The following is a 21,043-nucleotide window of genomic DNA, read 5'->3' on the forward strand; positions in this document are numbered from 1 at the left end:
AATAAAAAGAATTTTATCACTGACAAAGTATGGAAATCATGTACAATAAAGGTAATAAATATGACGAGGCATTTAACTATGAATCAAGATGAACTAATTGTCGCGGTAGCTGAAGACTACTATCTCAATAAGGAGTCTTTTGCGACAATTTCTAAAAAATATAATCTAAGCCGCTACCTAATCAATAAATATCTCAATGATGGTATCCAATCGGGCTTAGTTCGCATTGAAATCCAATCAAATTCGAATCGTAATCAGCAACTGGAGCAGCTTTTAAGTGCACAATTTCCTGGCGTTCAATTCACAATCATTAAAGATGCTGCCGATGGGATTGAAAGTATGCATCGCTTAGCCGAAAATAGTGCCAACATCGCCCAGCAACTAATCCAAACGCGTAAACCGAAAATTCTCGGATTAGCCTGGGGTGAATCAATCTATAACTTGATTGATAACTTTAATAATATTCCGCTGCGTGATACCTACTTTATCCAGTTTATTGGGGAAAATATGAAGTATCATTCAACAGTTGGTTCAACACGGATGGTGGAAAAAGCCGCGACAAAGTTTTCCTGTGAATTTCGCACCTTACCCGCACCATTGTATATTTTAGATGATCAAACCCGACAAGGCTTAGCCCTTGAACCAGCCACGCAGAGTACCTTGGCGATGGGGGCTGATATGGGAATGCTCATTACGGGCTTGGGAACGCTTAAATCTTTGGAATCGATTGAACCATGGCATGCTAACTTGACGGCAATTATTCCCGCCAGTGACCTTCCCAATGTCGCCGGTCTAATCTATGGGCGGCCCTATGACATCAATGGCCAGTTCTTAAATGTGGCCCATGATAAGGCATTTGGCTTGTCTCTTGAAACAATTATGCAAGTGCCCACCCGCTTTTGCTTTGTCCGCGGTAAATTCAAATCGCTGGCAACAATTGGCGCCCTTAAAGGTAAGCTAGTAACGGACATTGTCTTTAGTGAATCACTGGCGTACCGGATATTAGATGACTTGAAAACCCTTTGAGGTGGTCCAAAATAACTATAAAAAAAGGCAGCTTTCCGTTGGAAGGCTGCCTTTTGTTCGTGGGTTGTAATTAACCAAGGTTTCAAATCACCATTGACTATCCCCATAATTTGCTTTATATTTGTCACATATATATGACAAATAATGATTGAGGTGTTATATGAATCGGGTTCGTGAGTATCGCAAAGATTTAAATTTTACGCAAATGGATTTAGCGCAATTAGTTGGGGTCGCGCGCCAAACGATCAATTTAATTGAAAATGACAACTATAATCCATCATTAGCATTATGTATTAACATCGCTAGGGCTTTAGATACTGATTTAAATACCCTTTTTTGGGAGGAAATTAACCATGAAAAACAATAAACGCGCCAATTTTTTAATCAAACAGTTTTACGGCATTGAGGATGTTTTAGATGAATATAAGGAAAGTCAGGTGAATCGCTTCGGCAATATCGCCTTCATTACCTTGATCAGTTATTTAATCCTATCAACGTTCATCGCGTACCTTATTTATCTGGTCAGTCTTAAATGGGCGTTCATCTTCATAATTACCAGCAACACCCTCTTATGGTTTATCTGCCTATGCGTAGGTGCATGGTTTGTCCGTTTGAAGAAATTAGACCAGCTTGATGTTCAATCTGATAACCTTAATCGCATTAAGCAGCGCTATCTAACGCGTGCTTGGGGCGCCGGAATTGGGTTGGGGATTGGTATCTATGCCCTCAACATTATCCTTGATGTAATCTCGGGGGCGCGACCATTTTACGCAAGCATTGGGGATGTCTCTTACATTATCACGGCTTTGTTTGTCGGCGTGATATTTGGCGGGTGCACATATTACTGGTATTTACGTAAATTAAAAAAATGACCGCATTAGAAAATCCGGCCAATTTTTTTAAATTTCAAACATCAATTTGTACATGTGAATTATATCATGCAGTTCCGCATGACTTAGGCTTTCAATAATAGCGTTATCGCCTTGCTTTGCCATTTTAATTCGTTACCTACTGCCTCGCCCCAATCTAATTCTGGTTCTCTAATATCGTCATCTTGCCAATTTTTGAATGCTTCCGCGAGCGTGTTGGGTAATTTTTTTGGTGTCATCTCCATGCCATTCTCCTTTTTTTGATATTTTCCATAAGTTAAGTATATACAAGTATATCCTAATTTTCGAGAGAAAGTATTTACGCAAATTAAAAAACTGACCGTCCGGCCCTAAGCAACCGCGTCTAACTCTTTAAATTTTGCTTTAGTTGGTATCCATTGCATTGATTGCTAATGATAGTATAATTATAATAAAATAGGTTTATCTAAAATATTTGCATCAAAACCAGCTTTAATGGTTTTACTAACCAAAATATCAAAAAAGCGTAATTATCAAACGTTTTTTACAAATGTTATAGAGGAGAGAAGTTATTATGGACTTAGTAGAAGATCTAGTTAATATTGTTGGTCACAAGAATGTCATTACCGATGCCGCAAAATCGTTACGTTTTCGCAAAGGCTATCGCTCAGGTAAAGGTGACGCGGTGGCCGTCGTCTTTCCAACGACGTTAATGGAAATGTGGCGCGTGCTGAATGTTTTGCATGACCACAATATCATCATTATTATGCAAGCCGCCAATACGAGTTTAACTGAGGGATCGGTCCCTGCTCCTGGTTATGACCGGCAAGCCGTGGTTGTTAACGGGATGAAAATTAAAGATTTAGCGTTAATCAATCACGGGGAACAAGCCCTCGCTTTCCCTGGGACAACCCTATTTCAATTAGAAAATAAATTGCGGCCCCTTAAACGGGAACCCCACTCCGTTATTGGCTCATCTAACTTGGGGGCCTCAGTCATTGGGGGAATTAACAACAATTCTGGTGGGGCCTTGATTCGCCGTGGACCCGCTTATACCGAATTATCATTGTATGTTTGGATTGATGAACATGATGAAATGCACTTAGTTAACCACTTAGGTATTGATTTGGGTGAAACACCGGAAGAAATCATTACTAATTTGGAAAACCGCAATTTTGATTTGGATAATGTTCCTGCTTCTGAACGGCATGGTTCAATGTACGACCATGAAGCGGTGGTGCGTGATGTTGAATCTGATCAACCCATTCGCTACAATGCAAATCCCAAAGAATTGTACGAAGTATCTGGTTCAGCTGGTCACGTGGCAGCCTTGGCGGTGCGCTTAGATACCTTCCCAATGGATGAACAAACCCAAATGTTTTACATTGGGACCGATAATCCCGATGAGTTGGAAGATATTCGCCGCCACATTATGACGACCTTCAAAGAATTACCCGTTTCTGGTGAATATATGCATAAAGATGCTTATAAATTGGCCAAGAAATATGGGAAAGATTCATTGATTGTCATTGAAAAAATTGGGACCGGACACTTGCCTGAAATGTTTGCGCTTAAAGCTTGGGGTGAACGCTTCTTGAAGCATATCCCTGTGTTCAAGCCTTACTTCCCCGATCGCTTACTCCAAACGGTAAGTAATGTCTTCCCTAATCAAATGCCTAAACGCATCGATGATTATTACGAAAAGTATGACCACTACCTCCAATTGGAAATGGCCGGGGATGGGATTGATGAAGCCCGTGCATATCTCAAAGAATACTTTGGCAATGCGCGTACGAGTGGGGATTACTTCGAAGCCGATGCCAATGAAGCTAGTAAAGCCGCTACCCACCGGTATGTAACTGCTGGGGTGGCAATTCGCTATCAAGAATTAAAACAAGATAGTATTGATATCTTGCCTCTTGATATTGCGTTGGCAAGTAATGAATACAAGTGGTTCGAACAATTGCCTAAAGAAATTGAAGACCAAATCGAACACAAACTTTACTACGGGCACTTGCTTGATCACGTTATGCACCAGGATTATATTCTAAAACCCGGTGTCGATGCGCATGCCCTGAAAGCCAAAATGCTTAAAATCTTGGATGAACGCCACGCCGTTTATCCCGCCGAACACAACGTTGGGCACTTATATGTGGCCGCACCAGCCTTGGTCGAACACTATAAGAAAAATGACCCCACTAATAGCTTCAACCCCGGTGTTGGTAAGCAAACCATGTCTAAGCACTGGGGCGCATATTAGCAAGAGCGTGAGATCGACCGGGAGCTAGTGCGGACTACACTAAATAACCGTCTTGAAGAATTTTCTTCAAGGCGGTTATTTTTGTTTTACATCTCATTGCCATTGGGGTTGTTCAATTTTAAAAAATGTTCCAGTCGGTTTTCGTGCAATAACGTGACATCAACCGTCCGCGATAATTGATAAGTGAATCCGACTTTTTCCTGCACCCGCTTTGATTGGTCATTGCCATCGTAGTAGCCACACCACAAACTGCCATATTGCAAGTCATTAAAACAATGCTGAATAATTGCCCGTACGGCTTCGGTCATTAAGCCCTGCCCCCAAAATTCTTCGGCAAGCCAATAGCCAAGTTCGGCGGAATCAGCCGCCATAAAATCTTTGGTGGGCGCTTTAATACTGATACTGCCAATGATCTTATCCGGGGTTAATTTAAAGGCCAGTGCAAATGTCTGATCAGCCATTAAGACATTTTTCAAGATACTAGTACTCTCGGCGAGATCTTGATGCGGTTGCCACCCGGCATTTAACCCGATTTTGGGATTTTTGGCGTAATGATATAAAGCAGCTGCATCACTAAGTTCAAATGGCCGTAAAATTAACCGTGCTGTTTCCATGAAATACCTCTAATCTATCGTTGCTTGGACACGCTACATCTTCAATACCGTGATTTTTGGGTTTAATAATTACGGCGGTTGAAGCTTTAATTTCGGCCCATTTTTGTCGGATTACTTATACTGTTGGAGTCTTTGATAATTATATTGCCCGTTGGAATCGATTTTAAAAGTATTAACGCCAACATTGTTCAATGCGTCAACAAAGAGTAATGCTCCGTCGGCGTTAAAGCCTTGCAAAAGGACTTTCACGTTATTTTTAGTTGCATAGAAGCGATTGGTCAAATCACCGGCTTCAATTTGAGTGGCTGCATCGACCAAGCCATTGGTAAGTAAATTTAAGATGGTCGTCTTTTTTTGTGCACCGACCCCGACAACAACTTCATTTTGTTCCATTAACTTTGGCGTAATAAAATTTTGTTGCATTTTGCGCCCCATTTCGTCTTGCTTACCCATTTCTTTAACATCCAATGCCCCGTTACGTTAACTCTTAAACGCTGTTTTGAAAGCACCCGCTGGCCAATGGTGAATGCCGCCACCGCTATTTCATAAGTTTGAATTATCGATTAGTTTGGATTAATAATAACACAATAAAAATAGTTTTACATGACTTTTATTACTATAATTAAAAATAAAACGACCAACTTAGGTTCCAAGTTAGTCGTTGCAATAATCTGGATGTAGCAAATTTTTTAGGCGCTAATTTTAACTCATAGCTTAATATGTGCGCGTCCAGGCACTTTCATCACGATGCGTTAATGCATAAAGGAAACTAATAATCCAGCCACGACTATCATAATCGCCCCACCTAGTCGGTTACCCATTTGGGCAAAGGCAATTAAAGGCACTTATATGTGGCCGCACCAGCCTTGGTCGATCACTATAAGAAAAATGACCCAACTAATAGCTTCAACCCCGGCGTTGGTAAGCAAACCATGTCTAAGCACTGGGGTGTGTATTAGTGAGAGCGTGAGAGCGACCGGGAGCTAGTGCGGACTGCTAGCAACAAATTACTACCAGAAAAGAGTTATGGCATGTTACAATACATGGGTCAGTTAATTACGTAAAAAGAACCCGATGCTGTAACATCGAGCTCTTGATAATTAATAGATTCGCAAGGATCAACTAAATCACTTAGATAATCGCTAGCTCTGCAAAGCTAAGGCGATTATCTTCGGTTGTTGATACCAAAATTGCCAACTTGTGCTACATGTACCAAAACTTCAAAGAAATTATCCATAATCTGTCAATTTTCTTTTTACTAGGAAGTTTGTACCATTGCGTGCAAAAAGACTACTTAGCGTAAGTGCTAGGTAGTCTTTTATTTTCCGGTGAGTTACGAGGGCTGCAAATTCAGGGCCCGCCTCATTTTAGCTAGTGATTAATTCAATGATCTTATCATGGTAATGTTCGGAATAAGATAAGATACAGGCTAAGTCAATAGTTCGGACCATTTTTTCTCTAGTATTAGTTGGTTAAGCGGATTGTAATTTACGACGGACGACGCTGATGCGATCACTATTGAACCAATCAACGTATTTTGAGACCGCCAAAATAAGATGCGCAATTGATGGGAAATGAAATTGATAAATCATTTCACGTTTTAATGATGAATGGAAACTTTCAATTTTGGCGTTATCATAAAGATGGCCCAATTTTGAATATGAGTGGTTAATCGCATGTTGTTTTAAAATATTTTCAAAACTAAAACTAGTAAATTGACTACCCATATCAGTGTGTAAGTAATTTGGCTTGCGGTGTTGACTTAAAGCGCGCTGCATCGTTGATACTACTATCTTAGTGTCCATCGTAGCACTGATCTGGTGGGCTAAAATTGTCTGGGGCCGTAAATCGAGCACCGAGGCTAAGTAAACCCACTGACCATTATTTAATTTTAAATAAGTAATATCCATACTCCATGCATTTGCATCACGTAAACCTTTAATTAAATTAGGGCGTTGCTTGTATTCAACTGTTGGTGGTTTATTAAAACGCTGAACCATAACAGAATAAATACCAGCTTCATGGCATCAAATTCAGTCTGAGTAACTGTTTGCCCATTGGTGTCAGTGCCGACAACTTGCGCTTTTTTACCCAGCCAGTTACTGTTTGAACAGCAAGATGGTATTCATTAGCTAACGAATTGGCTGAGCGGCCCTCGTTGTATAAGGCGACGATTGAGGCTTTAAATTCAGTTGTGTATTTTTTAGTTGGCATAATTAAAAACTCCTATACTTTTATTACCGCGGATTTCGCCCTAGAAATAAAGCGGTCCGGATATTTAGTATAGAAGTAAAAGCCTGACAATGGCAAGCAATACGTTAAGGTTAACATCACGATTACTAATACTGGTTCAGATAGCTTTGACTACAATCCATACGACTTCAAATTAAATGATAAGGGTAACCAAACTGATTTGGATGAAATCACGACTGACAGTGATAACCCATTAAGTTCAGGAACGCTATCTAAAGGTGGCACAGTAACAGGTAACATGACCGGACAAGCTATTAAGGGTGACAAGCTCCAATTGTTCTACAAAGGCTCAATTTTCGATAAAGACGAAACATTTTCAATTGATTTGAACTAACAAAAAAGCTGCGTAGTAAATTAATACTACGCAGCTTTTTAATTAGCTTTTAAATTAATGATTGCATTATTTAAATTAGATATTTCATTTTGAAAATAAGCTTGATCATCTTTTGGAATATTTAATTTTTTAGATAATATTAATAATTCATCAGCTTTATTAACTTCTTCCTTAACATTTTTTATATTTATGTTTGTATCAGTACTTTTTTTTGGTATATAGTTATTCGCTAATTTAATTGTTTGCTGTAATTCATATCTATAATCTGTTGGCACAGTTGGTTTTGGAATTGATAAATACGCAAAATAAACACCTACAATAGATGCAATCCCTATAATAATACCACTAATAGACGTAATTACTTTAAAAGGCGTTTTTACATTAATCGCAATCAAGATAATTAAACATATTATAATAATAATAGCTAATAATTTAAGAAGAAAAATGCCGGTATAAACAGTAAAATTATTTTTATGTTTGCTGTAACAAATTGCTAATAGTATCTCTAAAGGAAGACAAACTATTAAAGTATAAGCTGGTATGCTTACTATCATACTCTCTAATTTAGAGTATCGAAATAATGATATTATAAATAGAATCATCAAAAAAATAATTGAACTTATTTCCAATTCTAAGCTCCATGAATTTGGTGACGCTGAATTTAAAGCGATACTACCAAACATCAAAAGAATTAATAAGCCCCATAGTATTTTAGTTTTTTTATCTGGGTTATATTCTAATTTGTTTTCCTCATCATAAGGAGTCGTACTAAACGTATTAGTCTTTAAGCTATTTATTCTATTAGCAAAAATTTTTTCACCAAATTTGTTTGTATGTTTTTTCATGTTTCATTTCCCTAAATTTATAATCATATAAAATTTGATCCTAAGTCAATAGTCCGAAATATTGACTTAGCGTATTTTTGTATCTTTTAATGAAAAACTGACTGACATAATACTATGTTCTGTCTCACGTGAAATTTAACCTTTAATCATTAAATTGAGGCTGAAATAACCCAATAGCAAGATGCTCATCTTTTAAGATGGTATCTTTTACGCAGCTATAGGGAATATATTTAACGATAAAATTTTTTTTGAAATCCCACTCTTCCTCAGTTAAGTTATTTCTTTCAACGTATTTAATTCTAAAGGTACTTCCACTACTTTTATTTCCGTATTGACCAACACGATCCCTTATAACCCATGTATCACTACTCGCAGAACCAATATAAAGTGGTGATTGTAAAGATACATCTGACATATCAAAAATAAAATACACGCCAGGTTCTTTTCCACTTTTACCGTCATCCCAATTTAAATTAACCCAATTTTCACGGAATTTATTCATCTGGTCTGTTCCGGTTAGCTTAACATCTAAAATAGTGTTATTGAGTAAAGTATTTACAAAAATGTTATCCATAAACTATTACTGCTCCTTCTAGTTTACATACGAATTATTATCCTTAATTGTTGTTATATCAACGTTTATAGCACTTTGTGAAATTACGCTTGTGAAATCTACCTATGTTCGCATGTTGTTCGTACTGATTTAAGTAGGTTTCGACTTCACAAACTTTTCATATTTAGATTATTGAACTAATGAAAAAACTAAGATAACTTTTGAACAAAACTATTATCTTTTAATTCTTTATAGTCAATCTCTATATACTTATATCCTCTATCAATAGCGAATTTCTTTTTATATCTATCCTTATACTTTTGATATTCAAAGCCTAATTCATTCCTATGGAAAACAGGAATGAATCTATAGTGCTGGTCGCCCTGCACCTCAATAATAGTTTTTGAATCAATTAACTCAAAATCATAAGGAAGTGGGTAATTAGCTTTTGGGTTGATGCATTTGAGTGTATCAAATTGTGTCTTAAAATTTATCCCTTTTGAAGTTAGGTACTCATTAATGATCCGCTCTCCTAAAGAAACATGTTCAGGACACCGATGTCTAACAACCCCTATGGAACTAACTTCTGCCACGTTAATCATTAATTCTTGACCGCAAGCATTACAAGTGATGATGCTTAATGGCTCTTGATATGTCCCTCTGATTGAGATTAATTTATATTTGGCATAATAAGCATTAGACTTAAATAGTTCAAATAAATATGAAAAATCCCTATGTAACTCTTCCGAACTAATCGTGTCTGGTATTTTATTCTCGCGTTTACGCTTATTATCCTCTCTGGTTAACTCTCTTGCAGTTGATGTATATTTCCAATGATCATGATGCTCTTTAAACCATTGTTTAATCACATCATGATCAGATGATTGAGTATACACCATTACCCAATGTAATTTTGCGGTTGAAATAGGATATTCATAGTGTTCAATTTCTTGAATTTCTTTAGCTAATTTTTTACATGACAAACAAGCTCTGGATCTATGTTTAAATGGTTTGCCACACGCTCTACAAGCTCTTTCTGTCATAGGTTTTTGACGTTTATTTGCTTTTTTATTTTTATCATTTGTCATTAACGACACCCGTATTTTGCATAGTGTTATATAACACTTTAAACAGACTGTTTGGCCAAGCTGGTCTCAAACAGATTGTAAAATGATTTGTAAACGAATCCTTTTAGATTTGTGATTCCTTTATTTCGGTAAACTTCAACGATGTTGATTGCTCCTATGCTAAATATCCGGCCTACTTTATTTCTAGGGCCAAATCCATGATAACGAAAGTATAGGAGCTTTTAATTATGCCAACTAAAAAATACACAACTGAATTTAAAGCCTCAATCGTCGCCTTGTACAACGAGGGCCGCTCAGCCAATTCGTATTAAACAGATCCACTAAGAGCAGTGCCTATCTCTTCGATTATCAGGGCTGTAGATTTCGACAGATTATTGTGCATAACTATCTTCTACCATTTATTTTCATCAATTTCGTGATAATAAAGCCTAAAATGATCAAAGCAACAGCTAAGATGCTTATATACTCAAAAATAGTTATATTTGTAAAGTGTGTCCCATTTGGAAAACGTAGCAACACCCCATAGTCTATTTCATAACTAGTTCGAACACCACTTGGTGCATTTTTAAATACCTCGTTTAACGAATCTTTCATAACTAGATGCTTGATTAACGAATTTATAGGTGTCAATGGGAACCAAGTTATAACATTTTTAATTGAAGCTGTTACAGAACCAATCGAAATATATACACCCGTCAAAAAACCGATTGCTGTTCCAATAATTGTACTAAATGAAGCAAATTGTGAATTAGTTTTAATTAAATACATGAACGGGTACACAACTAATAATGAGAGTGCGGATGACAATATGATAAGTAACATCACTTTTAATGTCGTCAAAAAACCAATTAGTAATCCTGTTCCACCAATAAGTACTACAACTGATATTACGTATAACAAAAAAGTGATTAAAGAACCAATTGCTACCGCAGCAATCATGTAGCTAACTTCAATTTTAATCGGACTAATCAACGTTAACATAAAGTCATCAACTCTATGATGTTGCCGATCATCCACAGAAACTCCATATGCTCCTAATGTTGCTGACATACTAGTAATTGTGACCAACCCCGAAACAAGCCAATAATTTACCATTGTCACAACATCAGATGGCGCATTCTTAACCCCCATCGCAGCCTTGATACCATCAATTTGAATTTGGCTTAAAAAAACTTTGTACAAAATCAATAAGATCAGTACCGACAAGAGCGAAAGGAAAAATGCCATGCGGTCACGTACAAAAATTTTCATATTCCTTTTAATTAGTGCTATCATGCTACTCTCCCCCTTGAACAAGAGCTTTTTCATTTTCTAATAAATTTAGATATGCTCGCTCTAAAGTAGCGTGACACACTTGAAAATCATTAACTTTGGCTATCTCTTTAATCTTAGCTAAAATATCAATCATTTCGAGAGCGTCTTGAACAAACACTGTTAGAGTTGTATTTTTAAAATCCACATCATACTTGGCATCTAAATTCTGCTCAACTAATTTGATATCAGTATTGTCGTTTAGTTTTACCAAGAGTTGCGTTTTAGAATGTTCCTTTATGAAACGATCAACATCACCAGTATAACGAACATGACCTTTTAATATCACCGAAATTTGGTCACAATTTGCCATCTCTTCAAGATAATGTGTAACTAAAATCACAGTAAGATTGTTTTCTGAATGAATTTTGGAAATCGCCTCCCACATGCCTGACCTAGTCTGCGGATCAAGACCTGTTGTTGGCTCATCAAGTATTAAAACTTCTGGACTGTGTAATAGCGCTCTAATAACGTCACATTTACGTTTTTGCCCTCCCGATAAATTCGCGTAGCGCTGTTTCATAATGTCATCAATCTTAATATACTGGCTTAAATAACTAATTTTTTTATTAATTGCTTTTTTGCTCATGCCGTACATTTTTCCTCTAGACATAAGATTTTCGTACACAGATAATAGCGGATCCAATCGATTATCTTGAAATACAACGCCTAAAGAACTTTTAATTTCTAATTTACTGAGCTTATCACCATCATTAATCCACTCACAACCCCCACCATCCGTCGAAATATTACCAATAATTATATTAATTAAGGTTGACTTACCAGCTCCATTAGGACCAAGAATGCCATAAAATTTACCACTATCAAAAGTCAAATTCACATCCTGTAGCGCATAAAATCCAGAAAACTTTTTAGCTATATTCTTAACTTGTATTTTCATTTTTGAGTCACCAAGCTCCTTCCTTACACGCTTGCTTTTCCGATACCACAACTACCACATGTAATCACTTTCTGAAAAACTAATGCTTTTTTCTTTAACCGCAAGCCCGTCAAATGTATTATGCATCTCAAAAATTACTTCATTGCTTTTAGTTTATTAATTAATAAGATACACCACAAAGAATGCATTAAAAAGCTTTACTTTTGTTTGAGGCACGCCAAACTAAAACCACTACCCTAACGCTCGTCAATGTCGTCGCTGGTATGAGGGGTAAGTGAAAAGGCAGCTTCCGTGGGGAGGCTGCCTTTTGTGATACTATTAGGGACACTAAGGCTTGCATCTCGAGCTATTCTTAATGAATAATGTTGCATATTATCTTTGCCATGCCTTTATCAATATCAATTGACAAATCATCAAATTTGCTTGATAATTACTTTACAGATAACTTGAGACGGATAAAGCTGGGTCCCTGAATTGGGGTAGGTAGATATTTCTACTGAGAATTCCTTTGCTCCTGGGGTTGTCTTATTTTTTTGCATTTAAAACCTCATTAACAAATAAATTCGGTCCTTTTTTAATTTCTGAAAATATAAAATCAATAAGTTGTTGAGAGTAAGTATACTCAACTCTGGAACCAATCTTATGTTTATATGCATACTTAGTATTATTTTTGAAATCATAGAAATTCATTATTGCATTTAAATGACGTGATGTGAATTTTGTTTGTATTCCAACTTTTTGCGTAACTTCAAAATGGACGTTGGTTGCTGTAATCTTAGAATTTATACCTGTAATTATGTCATTATACGCGTACGGGTGTGTCTTAGTTGGATCTTTTAACTCTTTGATTTTTTGGACATTTGTATCTGACTGATTATCAATTGCTACTAATAAATCCGCATCATCCTTATTTTTTGTAATATATATATTTTGACTGATTGGAATTGAAAATTTAGTTTTACCATTCAAATTATCTAATTTTGACCCAATTGTATTTTTTGTATCAATTAATTTTTTGGCAATTACGGGAGAATACGTGGCTTTTATTTCTGATGATGTCAATTCTTCCATATTTATAGAAAGCGTCAGAAAATTTTGCGCAATATACGTCGTTATATCTACACTATGCCTCTTACTTAATTCAGAACTAAAGTTAATTACACACGCTTGAAAAAGTGGTGCATAGATAGTTTCATAATCTTGTGTTATAAAATGCGTACTCATATTACGAAGTTCTAATATTGTTTCCAGATTTTTTCGTAACGGATCATTCTTATTGGTATATACTTTTTTTATAGCATCAGTCAAAGAAATTGTTCTATTCGGATTATCACGGTAATAAATAGATTTTTCACCATCCCTAGTTATTAAGTACGCCTTCAACATCAATTCCCAAGCATTAGTGCAAAAAAAAGAAAATCCTTCTATACGATACTTTATTGTTGGCTTATTATATACCTCAAGCCCTAGAATGAAAGATTCTATACTCTTTTCTAAAAGCCTTTTCTCAATTTTTTCCATACTAACTTTCTCCTAATTATCTAATATCAATTAATTTATAAAAATGTTCTCTTTTATCCATCATTAAATAATGTACGAAGTAAAGTAAATAAGTATAAGATATTCATCCAAAGTTACCTTTATGATATTTACTTTCATGTCCTCATATTCTATTTACTACTTGGGTTAATATTTTCATTGATTGCATGCAATGTACCATTAAGTTCTGCAAGACGTGTCACAATTTGGAAATTTCCATCTGAGAATATTTCTGGAAAACCAAGTTCATTTATAGCATAACTTGTTCTATAAGGTTTGAATGTAAAATAATCAGGTTTATAGATAATTGTATATTGGCGGGTATTTACTTTTTCAAACATTAAATCTTCACCAGCCCCAATAATAGTTGATATTTCTTGATTTGGCGCTAATGGAAAATTTTTCATTTCACTAAACGGATGTGCATTTAATAAACGACTATCAGCTTTCGGCTTAAAAGCTGGTGTTATGGTTACAGAAGAAATCCATCCCATCGTATTACCATAGTTTTTTATTGTTAACACAACTCTGTCTACAGTATCTACTTTTTCAATATTATAAGTTATTAAAATTATTGGCTTATTTTTCGCTCTTTCCACAAAAAAATTAACAACACCTGTAGCGATAAAACCAAGTATCCCAGAAATAATAGGTAACGTAATTGCCCAAAATGTTAACCAATTATCAAGTTTAAAATTATTAAATATTCCCATTCAATCTACTCTACTTTCTGAAATTTTTCAGTATCTTCCTTTCCACTTCTCGTCCACACTTCAGTCAATTCAACATCGTCACTGTCTGGTCGATGCTCGGCCTCTTTTGGAATTTTCACTAACGTTGGTACGGATAACGCATTCCCCGTAATGATTGCTTCCCCTTTACCAAGCATTGGAATCATCCGAAACGAAGCCCTGTCCAAGGTTGGCATTGTGTTTTCTAACATCTGTAAATCTTTATCATTCACAAGGCGGTGGATCACGTAATTGTGGACTTGTGACAAAATTGTGGGCGAAATATCAGCTGGCCTTTGCGATGACAAGGTCAAATAGAAGCCGAATTTCCGGCCTTCTTTGATAATCTCTTCAAACACCGACAAGCGATAATCTTGCCAGTCATCCCCGACGTTGTGATGTGAACCATTTAAAATGTTGTGCGCTTCATCAATAATTAAGTGCTTCGTCATTTTGGGTTTACCACCATTTACATCCCGTTTTTGTTCATCATAGATCATTTTCGATAATAGCATCGGAATGACTCGTTTGACTTCTTGATTTGTATTAACTAGCGAAATAACGTTTAGCGTTGTATATGGGAGTGGCTCTTCTTTTATATCGACGACCTCAACGACCTTCTCCAATGCATCAAATGCCGCTTCTATCCGCTTAAATAATGGATTAATGTGTTCAATATTTGTTGACTTCCAAGCTGATACATGAACCTTCTGAAATTCAAGATGCATTTTAAGTTTCTGCATTTCCCCCATACCATCGAATGCATCAATAATCTGACTTCCAATCTTATCAAATTTTAAAACTTTCATTTGATTAATTGATATCTCGGTGTTTTTATTAATATATTTGAATCCATTTACACCTTCATATCCCTCGGTTGATGAGTTGTATTTTAGTTTATTTAAGTTATCGAATAATTGTTCGTCAACGTATTTTTTAGCAACGTTAACCCAGTTATCAATTGAATCGGCAGTAGCATCATTTCCACTTTTCAATATTGCCTTTAATGTTCCAACTACAAATCTCGTAAAGCTTTGCCCCGTGAAATTCGATGAATTCCATAAACTTAATGCACTACGTAGAAACGGTACCTGCGTGGCTGGTCGGGCATCAAATAGAATTGCTAAGATATCGGCATCGAATAAATAAGACTGCAAAATTGGCAACTTATCACCCTTTCCACCGTTTCGCGTATTAAGCTTATATACCTTCTTATGCGCTTCTTCAATTGCAAATTGGCCCGCCGATGTGTATTCACCATTAAAATCAATCACGTAAAATTGACTACCACTGTCAATAATCCCTTGTTTGTGCTTCGTTCTAAACAGCTGAATAAATAGCCTGTGCAGCGTATTGGATTTACCACTACCGGTATTACCAAATATCCCAATATGCGATGCAAAGAACTGATTTATCGGCAGTTCAATTTTTTGCCCTTCGAGGAGCGAGTTACCAATTTCAATTCTTGCGATGGCTTTACTAATCCCATAAATAACACCCAATTCAGCCTTGGTCGTTACCGAGACTTCATTCCCAATCATTGGCACAAACTTACTCGTGACCTCAAATTTGCCATCACTAATAACCCCTTTGGACTTTAATTGGACAATACGGTTAATTGAGTTCGGGTTATAACGGTTATCAAATTCCTTACTCTTGATGGTATTTTGCTGGTCGATTATCTTTTCACTGACAACTGAAGCGATTATTTTTACATCATCTTGATTGATAGTTACAAACGCACCAACTTTAACACCTGAAAGCACATCCCCGTACCACAAGTATTCGGTATCATTGGACATTTCATACATCCCAACTTGGGCGATATCACCATCTACTGCGATAATCACCCCCAGCTTTTTAGCGCTCCGACTTGTCATTGCTATCACTCTCCACGTTATTAATACTCAATATGCTAGTTAGGGCCACTAAATCACCATCAGGCACTTTTTCAACATCTTTAGTTTCACCATCGGTCACTTCAGCTTCAGCTTCAGTAGCTTCCGACTTAAACAAATCCTTCATCTCAATCACGAGTAGTTGCTTGGATGTCGTTACCTTACCTCTAAGGTCAATTGCACCAGCTTCATCAAAAGCCAAAATATAGACTTTTAAAAATGGATTAGCCAGTGCGTTCGTGACCATTTTTTTAATATGTTCATCACCAAAAGAAAAGCCAATAACAATCAAAATAGATGATTCATGTTCGAGTTCTTGTTGAAACAACCGTAACATGGCGTAATAGTGTTGATTTTCAAAAGTATTCTGCGATTCCAGTCCGTCTGGTTTAACAATAAATGGCTCGGCTGCTACGGATTTCATGATCTGGACTTTTTTATCATCGACTTTTTGCCAATTTATTGATCCATGCGGCTTAACTAGCGAAATTGACGGCACTTCGCTAATATTATTTTGGAACTGGCCTCGATATGCGGTGGTTTTGTTATAGTTATAACTCTCCAAATACCGTTTGAAGTATCCGTTAGCACCATCATTAAAGACGATATGCATGTTTTCAGTTAGAATTTCATCCATCGCTTTTTCAATGAACAAGTCATAGTTAGTAGTAAAGATGTTAATCCGCTTGGGAACCTGCCGCGAATTAGAAACGTTCGTCAAATCAATGATGGTTTTAAGGAACGTTGTATAGTTAGCGAGTACATCTTTAATGGTTTTATTGTCGTCGGTACCTGCTGGATCAGACGTATATGAATCATCTATCAAACGTTCGCTCACAGCCTTGATATCTGCTTCTAGTTGTTTATTATTGGCATCTATTTCTTCCTTAGTTGGATTTTCGCCTTTACCTTTCATCAATTGAATTGCGGGCATTGAGCACCCTGATCCAATCAGAAAATTCAACCGCTTCTTAATTGCCATACTCTTTATTTCTTTAGCTAGTTCCGTAAATTCCATCTCGATATTCCATTCTTTTTATTTTATCAATTAATAAGATACACCATTGATAAAAAATTAAAAAGGTTTAGTTTTATTAAAGACAAACTAAAGCAAAAAAGCCCACCCGTAGGCAGACTTTCTATCAAACTGTATCAAATTTTAAATTACCAATATTTGACTCTTCTTCCGAAAACAGAGCAATTAAAATTCTGTTTTGAATTTCTTCAATAGTTATATTTTCTTTACCGACAAATTCTTTTAAGTCAGCGGAAGAAACAAAACATTTGTTAAATTTATTCTTTTCATCATTGATTATCTTTGACATTTTCATTGGTGAATGTCTTGGCACTTCACCGTTAACATAAACATTAACTATTAAAACAGATTTTTTGTTCATAGCTAGAGTTGCAATTATCTGTTTTCGCCACGAATTATCTGTTGGACCCAATGATGCCCCAGAAATAATAAGCACATCACCTTCAGTTACAATTGCTTCTATCGCTTCTTGACTCTTACTTGATCTAACCATTTTATTTAGCTCTTCTTTGATTAAATACTTACCATTCATTTCATCTATTTTGTTATTTATTTGGCTACTATTGTCTAATCCAAAAATGAATGATTCATTTAAATCACCATGTGCATGAATTACACGACTAACTCCAGAAATTTCGTATCCAGACATCAATGTACTATAACCAATTGGTTCTGTATTGATCATATTAATATTAAAATGTAAATATCTTTCCAATAAATATGTATAATTCAAGGTTACAAAATTTAACTTAATTTTTGTAACATCTTTGTCAATACTGTTGAACCTATGATTGTTAAGAATATTTTGAAATTTATCTTTATCCATATCTTGTAAATTACTATCCATATTATTAATAAACCGTACAACATTTTGCTTTCGTAACTCATCTGATAAAGTAGGAATTTCATCATTTATTTCTTTTAAATACTCTCTTAGGTCATCTTGTAACTGTTCTTTATCGTTTATTAAATCCTCAGCCGTATAGTCTTTACTTAATGATATGTTTCCTAGTTCTTCCTCAACACTCATCCATTTGGAACGCTCTTCAATTTGGTTATACAACTCTAAAGTCTTTTTTTCTGAATTAAGCCAAGAATGAAAATCTTCATAACTTGTTTTATATCCATTAGCTAAATCAACACCATTACCAACTAAAGCCACTATATTTAACGACATTCCACTATTCCCTCGTCCACGTATTTATTAATTCAATAAATTTGTATCTAAATTGCCAAACATCCCATTGGTTATATTTATTTGCTTACCCCATTTAAAATTATTTTTTTGATTAGTTGCAACTATGAGTTGAATACTTGGTAGTTCATTCTTAATTAGATTAAGCATTAAGTTTAAATTATCAATATCCATTTCCTGACTTGCTGGTGAATCTAAAACTATAGGCAAATAAATATTAAGTTCTTCCATAATTGCTGCGTAAATAGCCAGTCTATAACTAAATACTAATAAATTACGTTTTGTACCAGTATACTTTAAATTTTTTGTCCTTATTTTATTCTTTTCATATGAAAAATAATTTTCTACATTTAATATATTCCCGTATTTAGTTGCTTTATTCCAAAGATCATTGTACTTACCTTGGGTCACTATAAAGCTTAATTCATCTTTTAACTTATCTATCTCTTTAGAAAATTCTTCATATATTATGTCTAATGTTTTTATTTTTATACCTGAATAATTAATTTCATTCTTCAAATTTTCATATAATAATTCCGGATTTTCGATTTTTGTTAAATTATTATCGTGAATATCTTTTTTTGCATTAATTTCTTTTTTTTGATTATAGAGATTTTTTAAATGATTTTGATAAAACGTTTCTATATCTTTCAATTTATTGTTTTTTTCTTTGTCATAAATTAAATTTTCTCTATCTACAAGAACAATATTCCCATCATTATCATGAACTGCCATATTCAATTCATCAATAAGTTCAAAAAACTTCTCTTGTTTTTTAAGCCCACTAGCGTATAGATCAATCTTTTCTTTGGTCTTTTTTATCTCAAAATTAATCATTGTTAATTTGTTATTTAGTGAATCTATTTCTTCGTCAACATGGTCCACTTCATAATCATTATTAAAAATAATAATTGCTTCTTTTAATTTTTGAACACTTTTTTTCTTATTTTCGAATTGTTCTTTTTTATGTATTATTTTTTTATAATCTAACCCCTGTAAAGCACATAATATATTATCAATTTGTAACGAGTAATTCTTTTCTTTACCTTTTAGTTTTTGAACTACTTTACCTCTATTCCACACTCTTAATCCTATATCTTGATCAAAATAAAAAGCTCCAATTAACTGTTCTAACAGGATTTTGTTAGTTGACTTTGTTAATTGTTGCAAAACATCAAGCTCTTGATCTGGTAAATTGTATTTTGTGATTGTTTCAATATTTCCAAACTCAGTAATATAAATGACATTACCCAATCTATTTATTTTATATAATAATTTATTATTATCACAAATTCCTAACTCTACATTTGTGTTATCTTCTTCGAATGCATCTGTTAAAGATACATCAAATCCTAATCCCCAAATTAAAAATCTTATAAATGATGTTTTACCTCTTGTATTATGTCCATTCGAAGTAATCAAGTTGCTCTTTTTATCTAATGTATATTTTATTTCTTCAAATCCTGCTGTAGCATCTAAATACTTAACCCACACCTTTAATTTCCTCACTATCTAGATAATTTATTAGCTCTATATTTTCAAGCCAATTTTGCAAAGCATATTTTGTAAGATCTATAATTTGTTGGTCTCTAAGATCATCCATTAAAAAAAACGACTTATATTCTTCGTACTTTTCTTCAATAAATTCATCAACTTTACTTTGCTTATATTGAAATTGATCTATTTCTGCTAAGTTAAAAAACATTAAAGCATCAGTCATTATTTTATTTTCAAATTCTTGTCCAAGAATGCCACTATTTAAAACGTCTTGAAATAAGCTTGAAATGTACAAAAATTTACTTCTTGTCATTTCAGTATTATTACTATCAGTAACAACATGTATAGTATATATTGATCGTAAAAAATCTTTTTTCTCTACTCGTAATTTACTATGCGTTGCATTATCAAAGCATATACCTTTCCAATGATCCATTAATAACTTTGCATCAATATCATTAAGCTTATTTACTCTAAGAAATCTTTCAATTAATACTACTACCTTAGAATATTTTCTAGTAATATCTTCAAAATTAGTAAAACTATTATTCATAATTTTTAATTTATCAAGAAATTCTACAAATATTGGACTATCCATGACTATATCATTTCTATTTTCAATAACCCACTTACCTTGCTTCAAATTATTGTACACAGTCTCTTTTTGAATATTCGTTAGTTCATTACCTGATATTTTACCTTCAAAACCTTCACCAAAGTTTTCTCGTACTGCCTTTCCTTTACCTAATGGATATGTATAATTTACAGCGTAAATTAACTCATCAATTTATACTTCTTTTTCAACATAATTCTGAAAAAGTGAATCCATGGCACTTTCTAATTTTTCTTTCCATCCAGTAATTCCGCTAGTAACATCTTGTCCAGAATAACCTTTTGATTGACACAATATCTTACTAGAGTCACTCATATATAATTCTACATCTTGATCCATACCTTCTATTTCTATTTTACTTAATTTTTCTATATATTGTAGAGAAAGAATAATAGACATACATATTTGAAATTCCCACCCAAAAATTGATCCACTTGCATTTCTCGTCACAACTATAACTTCCTTTATTTATATTTAATTTATTTTATCATTTTATAACTT

The 21,043-nt window shown here is 34.6% G+C and carries 22 protein-coding genes and 2 pseudogenes; 6 read left to right on the top strand and 18 right to left on the bottom strand.

Annotation, left to right across the window (positions count from 1 at the left end):
- Window positions 1–78: 78 nt before the first annotated feature.
- From LQZ76_RS02180 to LQZ76_RS02190, 3 genes are all read left to right on the top strand, one after another.
- The gene (locus LQZ76_RS02180) at window positions 79–1,026 is read left to right on the top strand and encodes a sugar-binding transcriptional regulator (protein WP_230098128.1); all 948 of its coding nucleotides are present in this window, start codon (window positions 79–81) and stop codon (window positions 1,024–1,026) included.
- Window positions 1,027–1,186: 160 nt separating this feature from the next.
- On the top strand, window positions 1,187–1,393 hold the full coding sequence (locus LQZ76_RS02185; protein WP_168721207.1) for a helix-turn-helix transcriptional regulator: 207 nt from the start codon (window positions 1,187–1,189) through the stop codon (window positions 1,391–1,393).
- The gene (locus LQZ76_RS02190) at window positions 1,380–1,898 is read left to right on the top strand and encodes a DUF3278 domain-containing protein (protein WP_230098129.1); all 519 of its coding nucleotides are present in this window, start codon (window positions 1,380–1,382) and stop codon (window positions 1,896–1,898) included. The genes LQZ76_RS02185 and LQZ76_RS02190 overlap by 14 nt, the downstream gene beginning before the upstream one ends.
- 83 nt (window positions 1,899–1,981) lie before the next feature.
- Here LQZ76_RS02190 and LQZ76_RS02195 read toward each other — a convergent pair whose 3' ends face one another.
- Window positions 1,982–2,140, bottom strand: a complete 159-nt coding sequence (locus LQZ76_RS02195) for a hypothetical protein (RefSeq protein WP_230098130.1) — start codon at window positions 2,138–2,140, stop codon at window positions 1,982–1,984.
- A 308-nt stretch (window positions 2,141–2,448) separates the two neighbouring features.
- Between LQZ76_RS02195 and dld the strand changes: the two genes are divergently transcribed.
- Window positions 2,449–4,134: a D-lactate dehydrogenase gene (gene dld / locus LQZ76_RS02200; protein WP_230098131.1), complete on the top strand. Its 1,686-nt coding sequence runs from the start codon at window positions 2,449–2,451 to the stop codon at window positions 4,132–4,134.
- Window positions 4,135–4,220: 86 nt separating this feature from the next.
- Here the strand turns inward: dld and LQZ76_RS02205 are convergent, their stop codons facing one another.
- Entirely contained in the window at window positions 4,221–4,748 is a 528-nt protein-coding gene (locus LQZ76_RS02205) for a GNAT family N-acetyltransferase (RefSeq protein ID WP_230098132.1), read from the bottom strand.
- A 111-nt stretch (window positions 4,749–4,859) separates the two neighbouring features.
- A complete protein-coding gene (locus LQZ76_RS02210; RefSeq protein WP_230098133.1) occupies window positions 4,860–5,201 on the bottom strand; it encodes a hypothetical protein in 342 nt (113 codons plus the stop codon).
- A gap of 389 nt (window positions 5,202–5,590) precedes the next feature.
- Here LQZ76_RS02210 and LQZ76_RS02215 point away from each other — a divergent pair.
- Window positions 5,591–5,707 (top strand): annotated as a pseudogene (locus LQZ76_RS02215) (hypothetical protein); the annotation flags it as partial.
- Window positions 5,708–6,220: 513 nt separating this feature from the next.
- On the opposite strand, the gene LQZ76_RS02220 reads toward LQZ76_RS02215, so the two are convergent.
- On the bottom strand, window positions 6,221–6,748 hold the full coding sequence (locus tag LQZ76_RS02220) for a DDE-type integrase/transposase/recombinase (protein ID WP_230098135.1): 528 nt from the start codon (window positions 6,746–6,748) through the stop codon (window positions 6,221–6,223).
- A gap of 19 nt (window positions 6,749–6,767) precedes the next feature.
- Complete coding sequence (locus LQZ76_RS02225; protein WP_230098136.1) at window positions 6,768–6,962, bottom strand: transposase; 195 nt, start codon at window positions 6,960–6,962, stop codon at window positions 6,768–6,770.
- A gap of 91 nt (window positions 6,963–7,053) precedes the next feature.
- On the opposite strand from LQZ76_RS02225, the pseudogene LQZ76_RS02230 reads away from it, so the two are divergent.
- Window positions 7,054–7,335, top strand: a pseudogene (locus LQZ76_RS02230) (DUF4352 domain-containing protein); the annotation flags it as partial.
- A 38-nt stretch (window positions 7,336–7,373) separates the two neighbouring features.
- On the opposite strand, the gene LQZ76_RS02235 reads toward LQZ76_RS02230, so the two are convergent.
- The 13 genes from LQZ76_RS02235 to LQZ76_RS02295 all read right to left on the bottom strand — a co-directional run bounded on the left by LQZ76_RS02235 (window position 7,374) and on the right by LQZ76_RS02295 (window position 20,992).
- Entirely contained in the window at window positions 7,374–8,180 is an 807-nt protein-coding gene (locus LQZ76_RS02235) for a hypothetical protein (RefSeq protein WP_230098137.1), read from the bottom strand.
- Window positions 8,181–8,322: 142 nt separating this feature from the next.
- Window positions 8,323–8,754 (bottom strand): hypothetical protein, encoded by a 432-nt coding sequence (locus LQZ76_RS02240; RefSeq protein ID WP_230098138.1) that lies wholly within the window; start codon window positions 8,752–8,754, stop codon window positions 8,323–8,325.
- A gap of 188 nt (window positions 8,755–8,942) precedes the next feature.
- Window positions 8,943–9,821 carry a hypothetical protein gene (locus tag LQZ76_RS02245; protein WP_230098139.1) on the bottom strand — a complete coding sequence of 293 codons (879 nt, stop codon included), beginning with the start codon at window positions 9,819–9,821 and terminating at the stop codon, window positions 8,943–8,945.
- Window positions 9,822–10,205: 384 nt separating this feature from the next.
- Window positions 10,206–11,096, bottom strand: coding sequence for an ABC transporter permease (locus LQZ76_RS02250; RefSeq protein WP_230098140.1), 891 nt, complete (start codon window positions 11,094–11,096; stop codon window positions 10,206–10,208).
- Between the two features lies 1 nt (window position 11,097).
- Window positions 11,098–12,033 (bottom strand): ABC transporter ATP-binding protein, encoded by a 936-nt coding sequence (locus tag LQZ76_RS02255; protein ID WP_230098141.1) that lies wholly within the window; start codon window positions 12,031–12,033, stop codon window positions 11,098–11,100.
- 525 nt (window positions 12,034–12,558) lie between these two features.
- Window positions 12,559–13,554 (bottom strand): DUF3644 domain-containing protein, encoded by a 996-nt coding sequence (locus LQZ76_RS02260; RefSeq protein ID WP_230098142.1) that lies wholly within the window; start codon window positions 13,552–13,554, stop codon window positions 12,559–12,561.
- Between the two features lie 149 nt (window positions 13,555–13,703).
- Window positions 13,704–14,285: a DUF8453 domain-containing protein gene (locus tag LQZ76_RS02265; RefSeq protein WP_230098143.1), complete on the bottom strand. Its 582-nt coding sequence runs from the start codon at window positions 14,283–14,285 to the stop codon at window positions 13,704–13,706.
- A 5-nt stretch (window positions 14,286–14,290) separates the two neighbouring features.
- A complete protein-coding gene (locus tag LQZ76_RS02270; protein ID WP_230098144.1) occupies window positions 14,291–16,183 on the bottom strand; it encodes an ATP-binding protein in 1,893 nt (630 codons plus the stop codon).
- Window positions 16,164–17,183 (bottom strand): SIR2 family protein, encoded by a 1,020-nt coding sequence (locus LQZ76_RS02275; protein ID WP_230098145.1) that lies wholly within the window; start codon window positions 17,181–17,183, stop codon window positions 16,164–16,166. Before LQZ76_RS02275 ends, LQZ76_RS02270 begins: the two co-directional genes overlap by 20 nt.
- A 160-nt stretch (window positions 17,184–17,343) precedes the next feature.
- Window positions 17,344–18,414, bottom strand: a complete 1,071-nt coding sequence (locus LQZ76_RS02280; RefSeq protein WP_230098146.1) for an AbiH family protein — start codon at window positions 18,412–18,414, stop codon at window positions 17,344–17,346.
- A gap of 27 nt (window positions 18,415–18,441) precedes the next feature.
- Window positions 18,442–19,926 carry a hypothetical protein gene (locus tag LQZ76_RS02285; protein ID WP_230098147.1) on the bottom strand — a complete coding sequence of 495 codons (1,485 nt, stop codon included), beginning with the start codon at window positions 19,924–19,926 and terminating at the stop codon, window positions 18,442–18,444.
- A complete protein-coding gene (locus tag LQZ76_RS02290; protein ID WP_230098148.1) occupies window positions 19,916–20,572 on the bottom strand; it encodes a hypothetical protein in 657 nt (218 codons plus the stop codon). The genes LQZ76_RS02285 and LQZ76_RS02290 overlap by 11 nt, the downstream gene beginning before the upstream one ends.
- A gap of 144 nt (window positions 20,573–20,716) precedes the next feature.
- Window positions 20,717–20,992, bottom strand: a complete 276-nt coding sequence (locus LQZ76_RS02295; protein WP_230098149.1) for a hypothetical protein — start codon at window positions 20,990–20,992, stop codon at window positions 20,717–20,719.
- Window positions 20,993–21,043 lie beyond the last annotated feature (51 nt).

Origin of the sequence: Periweissella ghanensis (assembly GCF_918814755.1) — a bacterium.
GTDB classification, from domain to species: domain Bacteria; phylum Bacillota; class Bacilli; order Lactobacillales; family Lactobacillaceae; genus Periweissella; species Periweissella ghanensis.

What these genes read in the sequence shown, in the direction of transcription:
- LQZ76_RS02180 (WP_230098128.1), top strand. Translation starts at nt 79, where the DNA reads ATGAATCAAGATGAACTAATTGTCGCGGTAGCTGAAGACTACTATCTC.
- LQZ76_RS02185 (WP_168721207.1), top strand. Translation starts at nt 1,187, where the DNA reads ATGAATCGGGTTCGTGAGTATCGCAAAGATTTAAATTTTACGCAAATG.
- LQZ76_RS02190 (WP_230098129.1), top strand. Translation starts at nt 1,380, where the DNA reads ATGAAAAACAATAAACGCGCCAATTTTTTAATCAAACAGTTTTACGGC.
- LQZ76_RS02195 (WP_230098130.1), bottom strand. Translation starts at nt 2,140, where the DNA reads ATGGAGATGACACCAAAAAAATTACCCAACACGCTCGCGGAAGCATTC.
- dld (WP_230098131.1), top strand. Translation starts at nt 2,449, where the DNA reads ATGGACTTAGTAGAAGATCTAGTTAATATTGTTGGTCACAAGAATGTC.
- LQZ76_RS02205 (WP_230098132.1), bottom strand. Translation starts at nt 4,748, where the DNA reads ATGGAAACAGCACGGTTAATTTTACGGCCATTTGAACTTAGTGATGCA.
- LQZ76_RS02210 (WP_230098133.1), bottom strand. Translation starts at nt 5,201, where the DNA reads ATGGGTAAGCAAGACGAAATGGGGCGCAAAATGCAACAAAATTTTATT.
- LQZ76_RS02220 (WP_230098135.1), bottom strand. Translation starts at nt 6,748, where the DNA reads ATGGTTCAGCGTTTTAATAAACCACCAACAGTTGAATACAAGCAACGC.
- LQZ76_RS02225 (WP_230098136.1), bottom strand. Translation starts at nt 6,962, where the DNA reads ATGCCAACTAAAAAATACACAACTGAATTTAAAGCCTCAATCGTCGCC.
- LQZ76_RS02235 (WP_230098137.1), bottom strand. Translation starts at nt 8,180, where the DNA reads ATGAAAAAACATACAAACAAATTTGGTGAAAAAATTTTTGCTAATAGA.
- LQZ76_RS02240 (WP_230098138.1), bottom strand. Translation starts at nt 8,754, where the DNA reads ATGGATAACATTTTTGTAAATACTTTACTCAATAACACTATTTTAGAT.
- LQZ76_RS02245 (WP_230098139.1), bottom strand. Translation starts at nt 9,821, where the DNA reads ATGACAAATGATAAAAATAAAAAAGCAAATAAACGTCAAAAACCTATG.
- LQZ76_RS02250 (WP_230098140.1), bottom strand. Translation starts at nt 11,096, where the DNA reads ATGATAGCACTAATTAAAAGGAATATGAAAATTTTTGTACGTGACCGC.
- LQZ76_RS02255 (WP_230098141.1), bottom strand. Translation starts at nt 12,033, where the DNA reads ATGAAAATACAAGTTAAGAATATAGCTAAAAAGTTTTCTGGATTTTAT.
- LQZ76_RS02260 (WP_230098142.1), bottom strand. Translation starts at nt 13,554, where the DNA reads ATGGAAAAAATTGAGAAAAGGCTTTTAGAAAAGAGTATAGAATCTTTC.
- LQZ76_RS02265 (WP_230098143.1), bottom strand. Translation starts at nt 14,285, where the DNA reads ATGGGAATATTTAATAATTTTAAACTTGATAATTGGTTAACATTTTGG.
- LQZ76_RS02270 (WP_230098144.1), bottom strand. Translation starts at nt 16,183, where the DNA reads ATGACAAGTCGGAGCGCTAAAAAGCTGGGGGTGATTATCGCAGTAGAT.
- LQZ76_RS02275 (WP_230098145.1), bottom strand. Translation starts at nt 17,183, where the DNA reads ATGGCAATTAAGAAGCGGTTGAATTTTCTGATTGGATCAGGGTGCTCA.
- LQZ76_RS02280 (WP_230098146.1), bottom strand. Translation starts at nt 18,414, where the DNA reads ATGTCGTTAAATATAGTGGCTTTAGTTGGTAATGGTGTTGATTTAGCT.